Below are 13289 nucleotides of genomic sequence, written 5' to 3' on the forward strand. Positions count from 1 at the left end.
CATCATTGTAGTAGTAGAAGGTTTGTTTTTTTCTACTGTCTACTATGATGGGAGCGTATCATCCTTGGCCTGCTTTTTGGTATTGCTGTACCATTGCGGCTTGCTTCAGTAGATTATGAGCAAGCGAAAGCCACCCAACCTTAAGGTTAACTTTTTGCAAACCTCGTAGCAGAAAACGCCGGAACCCCCGATTGTTCTTTATTTGTCCAAACACACTTTCACGTTCCGTCATTCGACGTACAGTCTTTCATCCGCTGAGCGCAAAAGCGGTTAATAGTTCGGAAGTCCGGACGTTGTCGTCCGGCCAGCCATAAGTCGTGAAGAGTAGATGCGCTGAGTATATGCATAAATGATGACTTTAGTGAGCACTATCGCAACCACCACCGGGGTAAGTAGCGTCAAATCTAGAATCGTCTAGTCGATTTACAGCACGGTTAATAAGCCGAACGAGATGGTTTTGAGGAATATGTTCTTCCAAATCCAATGGCAGAAAAAGTTGGTCCATGGTATATGGAATGTACAAAGAAATCGCTCCTTTTGAAATGGTTGGTGGTACTTCCATTTTACTAAAAAGAGCGATTTCTTTGTGTTGTTTTGGCGAAAAAAGGTTGATCAATTTATGCTCAAAGTAGCGGAGAGGACGGAACGATTTCGTAAAAGCGGTAGCGGTCGCCTTGGTCTCCGAATTTCAACCGCTGAGCGTTTTCAAACCAGAAATTTGGAGACCACAGCGATTGGAGGAACGGTCCGTTCGCGGAGCGTCTCTCAGAACATCTAACGGGTGTCCCTAGCCATTTTCACGACTTATGGGACAGCCCCTTCTAGGGTAATGACAATTCAAGCTAACTACAAGGCCTCGCCATGCAAGTAATTAAAGAAAGGCTTATCCACCCAGAATTGGAAAGGTGTAATAATAGCATCTGGATCAATGGCTTTTAAGCCCTTTACAACCTTGGCGGAATCTTCGTTAAGTGAAAATGGATTTACGGAATAATGGCTATCTTTATCTGTAATTAAGTTATTCGTAATGATCTCATAATCTTTCAATGGTGTAGATGAATAGTATAGGGGTTGCCACCAAGAGCTAGCAATAAGGCCTGTCTGATCAGCCGTATTCTTCTTAGCGAACTTTAATATAACATCTTGAAAAGCAACTTTCTCTTGTACTGTAGAGAACTCAAATTCTAAATCATATTCCTTTGCATATGCAATATAATTACCATTTGAAATCTTCACAACATTCGGGCCTGGGTCTCCCCACTCCGATAGATGGACGAAAGCAGACGTTTTTGGCTCAAATTGTACTTTGACATCTAATCCTTCACTATGTAATAGACCGATGAGTTGGACAGCATGTTTAAAGTCTGAATGTCCATAAGTAAGAGACAATGAATCAATGAAGTTAGGATCGAAACGATCATCCTTTAGACTATAACCTGTGATCAGTTTTTGTTCTAATGCTGTATTCACTAATGATTGTAACTTAGGGGCTTTAATAATATCGGAAGTCAGGTAAGCATTTCTTAGCTTAATATTAATGTCACTATCGCTTGTGTATCCAATATAGTTCTTGTACAAGCCTTTAGAAATAAGAATTTTACCTAAAAGCTCATTAACTAGCTTATCATCAGCAATGCTACTAGATTTAAAGTTCTTAAGGTAACTGGCAGAGACTAGATTTGTATCAACCGCTACAGCAATTTCCTGCGCTACTTTCTTATCCAGTTGATTGCTTGGTATATTGAGATGATCAAGTACTTTATTCACTTTCTCAGTTGGGTAAGTATACGCCAGTTCCTTCATATCCGCTGCTCTCACAGCGATGGAGATCGCTACAGATTGTGTCAGCGTTTGTTCTTCCTTAACTGTGGGTCCTAATATAATTCCGTTCTCATACAGTGCCGCTGCTGAAGAGAACAATGGATGATCCATCTTCAAATCAGTAAAACTAACCTCTTGTTCAGAATGCTTCAAATTTAAAATATCTGCTACAGCTTGAATGAACTCACCCTTTGTGATTGTTCCTTTAAGACTAACATCAAATTTCTCTTGTAGAAATTGTTCATACTGTGCTACACCATCCGCATGTGATGTAGTCGTCACTGATTCCGCCGCAAAAGTCGCAGATGGTGTGAAGAGAACCGTAAAAGATAATAAGAGTGCAACTAATAATTTCGTGTATGAAGCAGGTAACCTTGTCATAACAATCCCCCCAGATGATTTTATTATTATAATTCCTATGAGATTAATATGAATTATAATGATTTGAATTTTATCACCGTAAAAACACAAATGTCAATGGAATAATATTCTTATGGTAACCTCTTCAAAATTGATTTTTCTCTGAATCCACTCTGAAATCTTTTAATTTCACCAACTTTTTCTTGCCTCTGTTACCTGTTGATATCTTTGGTTTCCCTTTGTCATCTGCCTTTTTAAATACATAATCTCCTGTAAGGAGATTATAGTCTTCTACATCTGCATTTTCTGACGTCGTAGTTCCAGTAAAATATGAACCTAATGTAGCCCCAATTAAATACCAATCGTCCTTCTGAAATCTAAATCGATATGAACTAAACCATCTCCAATTACTTCCACCATAAAAACTAAGCAGAACTGAACCTCGATCAATCGTGATACTCTCAAATGGATCTCCCCAGACTCCACCTTCATTTGCCCTTAATATAGCGGTCTCTGCTTTGATCGAAAGCGAGTAGGTATGATCCTTATTTCCGAAAGCAATGATTAAGCTACGTGGTGACGCTTCTTCTGAACTATCACTGTCAATCGCTTCAATCACGGCGACCACATCTGCAAGACCATCTTTATTAAGATCTCCTTTTGCTATTGCTTGCTCCCCATCTAGGTCATCCAATATTTTCCAACCAACTGGTATTATTGAAAGTATATCCTTTGTGCTTGGCACCTTCATTACAACCCTTTGTACTGATACAGGTACAACATGATCATTCGATGATGTATCGCTAATTGGTGCACTACATGCAGTTAGGCATATACATAATGAAACAAGTAATATAGACAAGGATCGTTTCCTCATAAGATAGCTCCTATTCCCACTGTTAATAATTTCATTTACAGTTGTGGTTCTTTAAATTAATCGTATTGAATCTATATAACTTAGTGCTTCTGATCTCATGTACTCGGCCGCCAGATTAATTCTTTGCGTTTCTAGAAACATCCTTACTAAGGTGCTGCTTGTATTTAGATGTTCTGTTTGCGGTGTTAGATAAATAGTCTCCGCACTACTGGCCTTGCTATTATATTGTTCCAATTTTATCTCGTAATCTAAGTCTGTTGACCCTCTAATCCCACGAATAATGGCTTCAATTTTCTGTTCATTGATGTAATCAGCGATTAATCCCGAACATGTAAGAATGCTAACTGAAGTATCTAAATGAGCTACAGATAAAGCTACAATCTGAAGTCTTTGCTCAGATGTAAACATATTGTCTTTCGAGTTATTATTAGCAATGACAATATCAATGTGGTCAAACAGTTTTGAAGCCCTCTCTAATATATTCAAGTGACCTAAAGTAAAAGGGTCAAAAGACCCTGGGTATATGGCTCTCATGTTCATCCTCCACGATTTTTTACTTGATTTTCCTTTTTACACAATTCGATAATATGAACTAAAACCCTGCTTTAGACAAAAAAAGACAACAGCTTATATAAGCCATTGTCCTGATTGTCTTCAACTCTACATCATTCTATTCCTCTTATTATCCCACTAAAGCCCATCAATAATAGATTGAATCTGCTCAATCGTAGGCTCTTCATATAGCTTCCCATTAATAAAAATCGTCGGTGTACCCCCAACATCGTGTTTGCGACCGATTTCGAAATCCTTTTTCACATTAACGATATACTTCTGTTCTTTAAGCTCTTGCTTGAATAGTTTCATATCCACTTCTGGAATTTCCTTAGCAACTAAGTCAACAATAAATTCATAGGTTGCCCATTCCGTAGATTCATCACCTTGCCTTGCCGTCATCAGTGCATGATACTTCCAAAAAAATTCGGGATTTTGCTGAAACAATGTTTCTCCAGCCAAAGCCGCGAGATGCGAATCAGGACCTAGAAATGAAAAATCTAAATATACAAATGATGCTTTACCTGTATCAATAAATTGTTCCTTTACTACTGGAAAAACAGTCTCTGTCCACAGCTTGCAATATAGACATTTATAGTCTGCAAATTCAACAATTTGAATCGGTGCATTCTTATTACCCAACATCGGCTGGTTATCCACATCGAAGTCGTCTGGTACTTGATCTACTTTAACTTGGTTAAGATCCGGATAAAGCATTGAATCTGCCCCTTCGTCCTTGGCGTCTGTATTATATACCACAGTAGTAGTGATTGCGGCAGCAGCAATCAACAAAATAGCTAATATCCAGATCAGACGTTGCTTCTTACTATTCATCTCATATAATCCCCCTACTAACTTCAGATATATTGCTCTCTGCCGATTGTATAGGGTTTAATCGAATGTTCACTAGGAGGTTTGTCTCAAATACATCACTGTATATGATAAAACATTGAATTCCCTTTACTCATTGTTGGATAATGGGTAATTTTTAGGTTGCCACTTCTTTCTTATCTGCTACTTCTGGCTTCACAGCGAATAATGTCAGCAATCCGCCAATCGCCCCAACCCCAGCCATAACACCGAATAAGACCCAATGATTAGCGTTCACTAATATCGAAACTATAGGGGGTCCTAATGAAACTCCGATAAACCTCATGCTACTGTATAGGGAAGTTATTGTCCCACGTTGCTCTTTCTCTACTCCTACCGTAATCAGTGCATCCATACAAGGGAGTGCAAGACCTATACCCGCCCCGCATAGTGAGAAGAAGCTAATCACAAAAATAATCTGGTTACTAAACCCGATAATGATCAGACACACACATAAAAGCGCCATGCCTGCAAAACCGATCCATTTCATTCTTTTCTTATTCTGACCAATAATTTTACCACTGATATAAGAGCACAAACACAACAAGACTAAAGGAATGGCAAGCACAAGTCCTTTGATGATCCCATCCAGATGATATCGGGATTCTAATGTGTCGGATAAATAAAAAAGAACCCCAAATAGAATAAACATGCATATACCACCGATAGCAAAAATAGCGTAGATCCAACGCCCCTTCTCCTTTAATATATTTTTCGTATTCACCAAAAAGGTAGACAGGGGCATATCGTTACTGTCTTTTTTAGGCGTTCCCACTAAAAAAATCACTAATAATAAAGAAATAACACACAGAATAGGAATACTAATGAAGGGAAGATACCATAGAACGCTTCCAAGTGCAGCTCCAAGCACAGGACTAATCACCTTGCCAAAGGTGTTTGAAGTCTCAATAATCCCAAGCCCCTTACTTATCTCTTTCTCATCATCGAACATATCTCCAACAAGTGGTATAACAATAGGAAAGGCGCCCGAAGCACCAATTCCCTGCAAAAGTCTTCCTCCTAAAATGATCCAATACGCCGTCATGCCACCTGTTAACCAGGCTGCAACTGCAGAAACCACCCCACCTATGGCAGCAATAATGAGACTTGGAATAATTACTTTTTTACGTCCGAATCGATCTGAAAGGTAGCCCGCAATAGGAATTAAAAGAATAGCTACGATGGCATATACGGTAATCAGCATACTAACTTTAAAAGAACTAATATGTAGCTTGCGAGAAATTAAAGGTAAGATTGGAATCAGCATAGAATTACCTAGCGTCATAATGAGCGGAATAGAGGCCAGAGCTGCCAGATCCCATTTCTTATTCTTCATGACTAAACCACCTTTAAGTTACTTTCAGCTATTATGGTTTAATTCGAGCTTTTCTATTCCCATTCATCGGAAGCTCCCCGCGAAACTAAGATAAAAAACGAGTCCCCCCACCCGTAAGCATCATGGATGCGTAAGGTAGGAGAACTCCGGTAGAACATCTGAAACAGGTATTAAATCATATTCATCAACATGTTTCTGAACCTTTGAAACTCAAGGATTTAGCCTTAGAGATCACTATGAGCGAAGGACATTTCTGCCACTTCTTTAAACAAATGATCCACGACTGAGTTAGAGCAGATCATATTTATCTGAAGATACATCTGTAATAAAGTGACTCGGCTCACCAAGGCTATACAGGTGAAGTAGGTGCATCGCTCTTGTACAGACAGTGTAGAACAACTTCCGTTCACTTTCTCTCGTATATACACGATTAGATGCATCATAGATGAGGACGGCGTCGAACTCGACTCCTTTAGCCAGATACGATGGGATGACCAGTGTTCCTTTGGCAAAGGACGGCGTCGTCTTTGTTACTTTTTTCAAAGTTAACTGATCCTTCAAGTCATCATATACACGTTCTGTCTCTTCTAGCGTCTTACAAATAATCGCTGTATGCTCATAGCCTTGTTCATTCAGCATTTCAATATCTGCAATAATCTTCCGATGTAGCTGTTCGCGATCTGTTTGTACACTAACGAGTGGCTTCTCTCCCTTGCGATTAAAAGGAACAATATTCTCTCCACCTGGCATCATACTCCGCGTAAAATCCACAATCTCATACGTAGAACGATAACTTCGAATCAAGTTGATGACTTCTGTTTCACTCGGACCATATAGTTCTTGTAGTGATTCTAAATTACCCAGCACAGATGCATGAGAGTAAATTCCTTGATTCAGATCTCCTAAAGCTGTCATACGAGCTCTTGGGAACATTTTCTTCAAATACTGCAATTGGAATGGGGAATAATCCTGTACTTCATCCACAAATACATAACGAATCATATTATTGCTCTGGAAACCTTTCACTAGCTCTTGAAGATATAAATACGGTGTTGCATCTTCATAGGCAAGCTTTCCTTGGTTAAGCTCATCTACAGTTAATGTGCATATCTCATTCCACCAACGTGGTAACGTCTCTTCTCCACTAACTAAGCGAATAAGTCCCTCATTCTGGAACAACTCACGATACAATCCTCTAACATCCACAAATCGCTTCCGTTTAATCCATTTCCGAACCGGCTTCAACCATTCATTCACAATCATTCTTGCAAGCAAATTCTGTTCCCGATCGACATCATTGAAAGTATCTTTTCGGGCATGCTGCTTACGCCTTATGTGAGTGTATGCCTTCTGATATTCATCAGGACCAAGCAGCTCAATTTGGCTATCTACCCATGCAGCTGATCGCTCATTTCGAGCGAATGTTGCCAACTCTTTGATCATCCATTCTCGCATCAACTCAATACGATTAGCAAGCTTAACACCCTTATCAAAACTGTAAAATTTCTTTACCATATCTTCCGCAGCTATAATAAGGCGCCCTTGGAATCGAATAGGCTTAAATTTCATCCCTTCAATCTCCAACTGCTCTTTATACTTCGTGATGGCTTCCAGAAAAACTTGTGAAGATTTATAAGCAATGCTAGCTCGTTTCACTTCAAGCGACTGTCCTTCATCGGTATTCAGCATAGATTCCATTTGTGAGAATATATCTTCAAGCTCGAAATCTTTTGCCAATCGATGATCTAGATAAGCCTGAAAGGTCGTCTGCTGCATATTCTCCTCACCCAACTCTGGCAGTACGGTTGAGACATAGCTATTAAACAACGGGTTAGGTGAGAAAAGAAGCACTTGATCTGCTTTCAAACTGGCTCGGTATTTGTATAGTAGATACGCAACTCTTTGCAGAGCAGCCGATGTCTTACCACTTCCAGCCGAACCCTGCACGACCAACATTCGACTCTTATCATTTCGAATCACAGCATTCTGTTCTTTCTGTATCGTTGCTACAATACTTTTCATTTGGTTATCCGCACTATGACTAAGTACTTGCTGAAGCAACTCATCGCCAATCGTCACACCTGTGTCAAATAGCACATCAATGTGGGCATTACGAATGACGAACTGTCGCTTAAGCTTCATCACTCCACTCATCTCACCCGCGGGTGTCTCATAACTAGCAGGTCCTGGCGCACCATCATAATAGAGACTAGATACAGGTGCCCTCCAGTCATATACAAGGAACGTCTCATCGTCATTGTCTAGAAATGAAGCAATCCCAAGATAGATCACATCCGTCTGTCCCGTACCTTCTTCTTCAAAATCAATTCGTCCGAAATAGGGCGACTTTACGAGTAGTTTCATTTTTTTCAGAGCTTCTGAGACCTGTAAATGACTTCTTTCCCGCTCCGATAATACTTGCGACTGCTGTCGCAAACTCGTCGAAGTCTCGCCTAAGTCATCCGAGCTACTGAAGTTGACTCTAACTTCATCCCAGAATTCTTTACGTAAGTCGACTACATCGCCTCGAACTGTTCCTACTTCCATCTGCAGTTTCTCGATACGACGAGCTACTTTCTCAGTTACTTCATCAACCCGATCCTGCTCATGACGCCACTCCTGATCGTTCGTGCTCATGTATAATCCATCCCCTTACGTTGTTTGACAATATCGTTTTAACGTGCTACTATTATAGTAGAATTGTTATGTTTTTTATACTTTTCTTCCATTTACATGACATCTTTCTATTGTAACAATCCATGGAATATAAATCAAATCATGATCTAACCTCATATGATAATTTATGAAATTGTGTCTTACAATGACAACAAACGGATATCCTCCCTTTATGGGAGGATATCCGTTTGTTGTTTATTTATACTAATTAGACGTTCTCAACCTCTTGAACAAATAAAGAAACAATATGAATTCCATCCGCAGAAATGGTTACAAGACCTTTGTCTGACAAACGGATCTCCGGAATAACGACAAGTGCCAGCAAGGATAAGGTCATGAATGCATTATTCAGACTGCAACCTGCACGAAGTAATGCTTGACTTATCGCTTCGGACTGATGAGCCACGGTTTCAAATGGCTCCGGCGACATCAAGCCCCCAATAGGTAAAGGAAATATTGTTTCTAGCTTCCTCTAACATGAACCGCAAGCCATCGAGCCCTAACACATTGGATATTTCATGAGCATCAAAGAAACCTCCTGTCGTTCCTAGAGGTAATACAGCTCTTGCAAACTCAGTTACGGTTAACTGCGTACTTTCGATGTGACAGTGACCATCTAGTAGCCCCGGTGCAGCATATTTCCCATGAGCATCAATAACAACCGTATTCTCGCCTATCGTATGATTTATATCTTTACCCACATATGCAATCCTTGAGCCTTGAACAGCTATACACATATGCGGAATAATTTCACCAGATACCACATTCACCAACGTTGTATTAATCACAACCAACGTAGCTTTAAGATCACCACGAGCCGTAGCCACTAAGTCAGGTACCCAATCTGCTAAAGTTGCTCTTTTCCATTTATCTTGTCTCGTCATTTGAATACCCCGCCTCCTAGATGCTTGCTAGTATTATAATGGGATGTTACTTATATGTAAACGAACTCTTCAATACATACGAGTCCGCAAATAAGGCTACCCTTAGAACACATAGGTAACCTTAGCAATAATGATATTTAAAAACGATGGCAAGACGGCACTTGCTAACTTATTTATTTCAGTTGTTTTCTGAACCAAGATCGCCATCCTGTAATCATATTCTCATCATCGTAACCATGGTGATGATCCACTAAGCGATTAAGGCGATTCAATTGATACCCATAGTCATACAATGATGCTGCTACGATAGAAAGTCTAAACGTGCCATTAATATTCGTTTCGTTATACCTTTGAATGGTTCGTTTCATAAATTCGTCGCTATGCTCGTCTGATAATAACGAATCCGTTGTATTCGCCTTCAACTTATCTCCTAATTTAAGTAAAATATGTTCATGAAATTTAGTCAAATTGACAATTTGATCATGAAAATCTTGATCGGTATCCGGCAGCCGTTCACATTGAAAATAATGTTCATCAATGGCATCAAGTACTTCTCGCCCTTTGCATAATGTATTTAGCATTTGCTTATAGACCACTAATCGTCTGCTTTCACTGAACGAAGCTTTTCTCATCTTCTTATGTTCTTCCTCGAACAATGAATATTTATCAGCGAGCGCTCGGATATCTCCCCTTAGCGCACTCTTCTCGTCCCGGAATACATTTTCCTTAATTTCATTCGTAATTGAAGTTCGCAGTAACAAAGACATATGATCAAATATCGTCTGAATTTGTACACTTAATTGAACCTTAGGTTTAGGTGGAAACACCAAAATATTGATTAAGAAAGCTGATACAATCCCGACCAGACTTAGAGAGAACCGATTCAATGCGAAATCCCACTGTCCCGAAGCTTCCATAACAGCAATAACCGTTACCAATGTCAGTCCAATCGTATCCCCCATTTTGAGCTTCAAGCAGACCATGATAACAAGAATACAGACGAGTCCGATCGCAATGGGTTCATTAGAAAAGAAATAACCAGCTAGCACTGCTATTATTGCCCCTAGCGTGTTGGTCTGAAGTTGATCTAAGAAATAGCGCCACGAACGATAAATCGAAGGCTGCATAGCGAAAATAGCTGCCACAGCAGAAATAACATGTGGAGACAAATCAAGCCAAGAACTAATATACAAGGCGAGGGTAACCGCAATCCCCGTCTTAAGCATACGTGCACCAAAAGTCACTTTTGAATCCACTCCTTTACATAAAACTAAAATAGATTACCCTGTCATGCCCGAAATGATACATGCATGAAATTTACAATATTGCTCATACTACAATTTGTGAAATACAAAATATAGAAACTATAACTTTTAAGAGGTGTAACTAATTATGAAATCAAAGATAACCTTAATATTGTCTTGTACAGTACCTTACCTTATCGCAAGTAGTATAGGAATGGCAACTTCCACTGCCCACGCTGTACAATCTACAGCACATATCGTATCCATGCCCATCATCAAGCCCGATCACCATCACCAGCACGGTAAACATTATGGCATTCTGAAAGACGCTGCCACCCTATTAGGATTGAAGCGTCAAGACCTAATTCGTGAATGGAAGGCTGGCAAAACACTTGCACAGATTGCAGTAGCGACAAAAGGATGGGATGAACAGACATTCACACAAAAACTAAGTGATAAACAAATACAAAACATTGATCAAGAAGTCAACTCCGGCAAAATCACATTAGAAGAAGGTAATCGTATGAAAAGTAACTTACCTAAATATATCAAGAAAGCCTTGCAGTACACCCACAAGAATCACCATGAACGGCAACAAGGCTCCTTCTCTCATATTTAATATCAATTGAACACTAAAATCCTAACTTCGTGGTTAGGATTTTAGTATATATTGTATTCAATTTATTGTAACTTCTTTGACTTAGACTTCTTGATAAGCGGCAATGACACAGGTACCTCAAGTAAATCCAATAAAAACATGAAGATGGGTACTCCGAGAATCAGACCCCATACACCGAAGAAATGTTCGGCCACGATCAATATCGTAAATGTATAAAATATAGGAAGATGTGTCTTAGAAGACATGAACTTAGGATTCATGAAATAAGCTTCAAATGCATGTAACCCTGCGACCATGATAAGCACATAGATAATTTTTGCAATTCCACCGATCTTGAAAGCAATCGCACATAAAGGGATTAGAGATACAAACACCCCTACTACAGGCACCAATCCGAATAGAAAGATCATAATGGCTAAACCAAATAAATTAGTAAAGCCCATCGTCCATAAAAAAAAGGTTGAAATAATACAGTTAATTAAGGATATCATGAACTGAACTTCAATCACTTTTCCGAATGAAAATACAAACTTCTTACCAAAATAGGCTAGCTCATCGTATATATAAACGATTTTGCTTTCCTTGAAATTAGCAGTGAAATGAGTTACCTTTTCCTTCTCTAACATAAAGAATAAGCTCATGATGATCGCGATACCGATGTCAAAACCCCACTGACCAATATCGGAAATGGTCTTGACCAATAAATTCAGACCCTGATCTACATAGCTAACGACATCAATTTTACGCAATGTTTCCATGATATAGTTGACTACTTTGTATTCCGTAGGCTCGAAGGGTCTACTATAGAATACAATCACTTGCTGTACAAGTTCATTAAGCTGCCAGATCAGCTTTGGAGCATATTTATAGGCTCCAATTATCATAAGACCGATAACAGCAACATACAGCACAATAATTATAAATTTCCTACTTATTCGGAGATCATCACTTAACCTACGTGTTAAGAATGAATAGAATCGATTGACCAGATACGTAATGATAAACGTAATTAAGATCAAGTTCATCATACTCTTAAATAGATAGAGGACCATTACTGCAAATACTAATACAATTAATCTTCTTATCAATGGGATTTGCAGTGTGTTTTTGAATGATGTCATCACGAAAGGAAAGACTCCCTGCTATCAATGTATTTTAGAATAAGTATACCATCAAGTAAGGTTCATCGCTTCAACGTTTCTTAAATCTTTTGAAACATATAATACAGATCAGAATCCAAGCACTACTGGCAAGATATCCTCCGATAATATCACTTGGGTAATGAACACCTAAATATACACGACTTACGCCAATAAGAAGAATCATGGTTGCACTGCAAATAAGTAATATAATTCTTGCTGCTCTTGGCCTTGTGTATCTCCACATTAAATAAGTCAGTATTCCATAGAACGAGAATGCAGCCATAGAATGTCCACTAGGGAAACTGAAACCTTCGATTTCAATCAGTCTATGTAAATCTGGTCTCACCCTTTTAAATATGTTTTTCAACATTATATTCATTAATGGAGAACCCAGAACGACCGCAAAGAATAAAATCAACTCCTGACGATGTTTAAATACCACATACAAAATGAACAATGTACAAATGGATATCATGATCATCACGCCAGCTGAACCTACTGCTGTAAACCACATCATAACACCTGTCCAAGCTGGACTTTCTAAGCCTTGAATAAAGGATATGATAGGATTGTCAAAGAAAGCAACACGATTCCCTCCAATAGCCAAAGCTACGCCTACAAACATTAATAGACAGATGATCATGAGAATATAAATCAGACTTGAATGGATTTTCAATTTCATATATGTCTATTCCTCCGAGTATTTGAACTAAAATAGTATAGCACCATCCATAAATGTTTATCCACACAAACAGACAAAATTTTTAACTTCCTGACCAAAAAACCAAAGCTGTCTCTCTTAATCATACATTACAGTTATCCGCATTAAAGAATTATTAAATCCTCAAGACTATTTTTTATTATTTCTTAAGGAATGATTGTAACTCTTCTGGTAAAGTGTTAGAAAT

Annotated in this window: 11 protein-coding genes and 3 pseudogenes; 1 reads left to right on the forward strand and 13 read right to left on the reverse strand. The window is 38.9% G+C overall.

Annotation, left to right across the window (positions count from 1 at the left end; all coding sequences use genetic code 11):
- Positions 1-58: 58 nt before the first annotated feature.
- The 11 genes and pseudogenes from UB51_RS13840 to UB51_RS13885 form a co-directional block, all read right to left on the reverse strand.
- A pseudogene (locus UB51_RS13840) lies at positions 59-244 on the reverse strand (transposase); the annotation flags it as partial.
- A pseudogene (locus tag UB51_RS29765) lies at positions 243-523 on the reverse strand (transposase); the annotation flags it as partial. The pseudogenes UB51_RS29765 and UB51_RS13840, both read right to left, overlap by 2 nt.
- 323 nt (positions 524-846) lie before the next feature.
- A complete protein-coding gene (locus UB51_RS13845) occupies positions 847-2202 on the reverse strand; it encodes a hypothetical protein (protein ID WP_044877795.1) in 1356 nt (451 codons plus the stop codon).
- A gap of 124 nt (positions 2203-2326) precedes the next feature.
- Positions 2327-3058, reverse strand: coding sequence for a hypothetical protein (locus UB51_RS13850; RefSeq protein WP_044877796.1), 732 nt, complete (start codon positions 3056-3058; stop codon positions 2327-2329).
- Positions 3059-3109: 51 nt separating this feature from the next.
- A complete protein-coding gene (coaD, locus tag UB51_RS13855; protein WP_052675929.1) occupies positions 3110-3592 on the reverse strand; it encodes a pantetheine-phosphate adenylyltransferase in 483 nt (160 codons plus the stop codon).
- Between the two features lie 156 nt (positions 3593-3748).
- On the reverse strand, positions 3749-4444 hold the full coding sequence (locus UB51_RS13860) for a DsbA family protein (RefSeq protein WP_052675930.1): 696 nt from the start codon (positions 4442-4444) through the stop codon (positions 3749-3751).
- A gap of 154 nt (positions 4445-4598) precedes the next feature.
- Positions 4599-5816 carry a bacillibactin exporter BcbE gene (locus UB51_RS13865; RefSeq protein ID WP_044877798.1) on the reverse strand — a complete coding sequence of 406 codons (1218 nt, stop codon included), beginning with the start codon at positions 5814-5816 and terminating at the stop codon, positions 4599-4601.
- A gap of 288 nt (positions 5817-6104) precedes the next feature.
- Positions 6105-8453: an RNA polymerase recycling motor HelD gene (gene helD / locus UB51_RS13870; protein ID WP_044877799.1), complete on the reverse strand. Its 2349-nt coding sequence runs from the start codon at positions 8451-8453 to the stop codon at positions 6105-6107.
- A gap of 247 nt (positions 8454-8700) precedes the next feature.
- Positions 8701-8922, reverse strand: coding sequence for an adenine deaminase C-terminal domain-containing protein (locus UB51_RS27890; RefSeq protein WP_044877800.1), 222 nt, complete (start codon positions 8920-8922; stop codon positions 8701-8703).
- A 31-nt stretch (positions 8923-8953) separates the two neighbouring features.
- Positions 8954-9376: pseudogene (locus tag UB51_RS27895) on the reverse strand (adenosine deaminase); the annotation flags it as partial.
- A gap of 173 nt (positions 9377-9549) precedes the next feature.
- Positions 9550-10620 (reverse strand): FUSC family protein, encoded by a 1071-nt coding sequence (locus UB51_RS13885; protein ID WP_044877802.1) that lies wholly within the window; start codon positions 10618-10620, stop codon positions 9550-9552.
- A gap of 148 nt (positions 10621-10768) precedes the next feature.
- Between UB51_RS13885 and UB51_RS26500 the strand changes: the two genes are divergently transcribed.
- On the forward strand, positions 10769-11239 hold the full coding sequence (locus UB51_RS26500; protein WP_052675932.1) for a hypothetical protein: 471 nt from the start codon (positions 10769-10771) through the stop codon (positions 11237-11239).
- A 62-nt stretch (positions 11240-11301) separates the two neighbouring features.
- Here UB51_RS26500 and UB51_RS13895 read toward each other — a convergent pair whose 3' ends face one another.
- The gene (locus UB51_RS13895; RefSeq protein ID WP_044877803.1) at positions 11302-12360 is read right to left on the reverse strand and encodes an AI-2E family transporter; all 1059 of its coding nucleotides are present in this window, start codon (positions 12358-12360) and stop codon (positions 11302-11304) included.
- Between the two features lie 70 nt (positions 12361-12430).
- The gene (locus tag UB51_RS13900) at positions 12431-13063 is read right to left on the reverse strand and encodes a phosphatase PAP2 family protein (RefSeq protein ID WP_044877804.1); all 633 of its coding nucleotides are present in this window, start codon (positions 13061-13063) and stop codon (positions 12431-12433) included.
- Positions 13064-13289: the final 226 nt, after the last annotated feature.

Origin of the sequence: Paenibacillus sp. IHBB 10380 (assembly GCF_000949425.1) — a bacterium.
Taxonomy (GTDB): Bacteria; Bacillota; Bacilli; order Paenibacillales; family Paenibacillaceae; genus Paenibacillus_AQ.

Excerpts from the sequence above, each read along its gene's own strand:
- UB51_RS13845 (WP_044877795.1), bottom strand. The coding sequence starts at position 2,202 with ATGACAAGGTTACCTGCTTCATACACGAAATTATTAGTTGCACTCTTA.
- UB51_RS13850 (WP_044877796.1), bottom strand. The coding sequence starts at position 3,058 with ATGAGGAAACGATCCTTGTCTATATTACTTGTTTCATTATGTATATGC.
- coaD (WP_052675929.1), bottom strand. The coding sequence starts at position 3,592 with ATGAGAGCCATATACCCAGGGTCTTTTGACCCTTTTACTTTAGGTCAC.
- UB51_RS13860 (WP_052675930.1), bottom strand. The coding sequence starts at position 4,444 with ATGAATAGTAAGAAGCAACGTCTGATCTGGATATTAGCTATTTTGTTG.
- UB51_RS13865 (WP_044877798.1), bottom strand. The coding sequence starts at position 5,816 with ATGAAGAATAAGAAATGGGATCTGGCAGCTCTGGCCTCTATTCCGCTC.
- helD (WP_044877799.1), bottom strand. The coding sequence starts at position 8,453 with ATGAGCACGAACGATCAGGAGTGGCGTCATGAGCAGGATCGGGTTGAT.
- UB51_RS27890 (WP_044877800.1), bottom strand. The coding sequence starts at position 8,922 with ATGTCGCCGGAGCCATTTGAAACCGTGGCTCATCAGTCCGAAGCGATA.
- UB51_RS26500 (WP_052675932.1), top strand. The coding sequence starts at position 10,769 with ATGAAATCAAAGATAACCTTAATATTGTCTTGTACAGTACCTTACCTT.
- UB51_RS13895 (WP_044877803.1), bottom strand. The coding sequence starts at position 12,360 with ATGACATCATTCAAAAACACACTGCAAATCCCATTGATAAGAAGATTA.
- UB51_RS13900 (WP_044877804.1), bottom strand. The coding sequence starts at position 13,063 with ATGAAATTGAAAATCCATTCAAGTCTGATTTATATTCTCATGATCATC.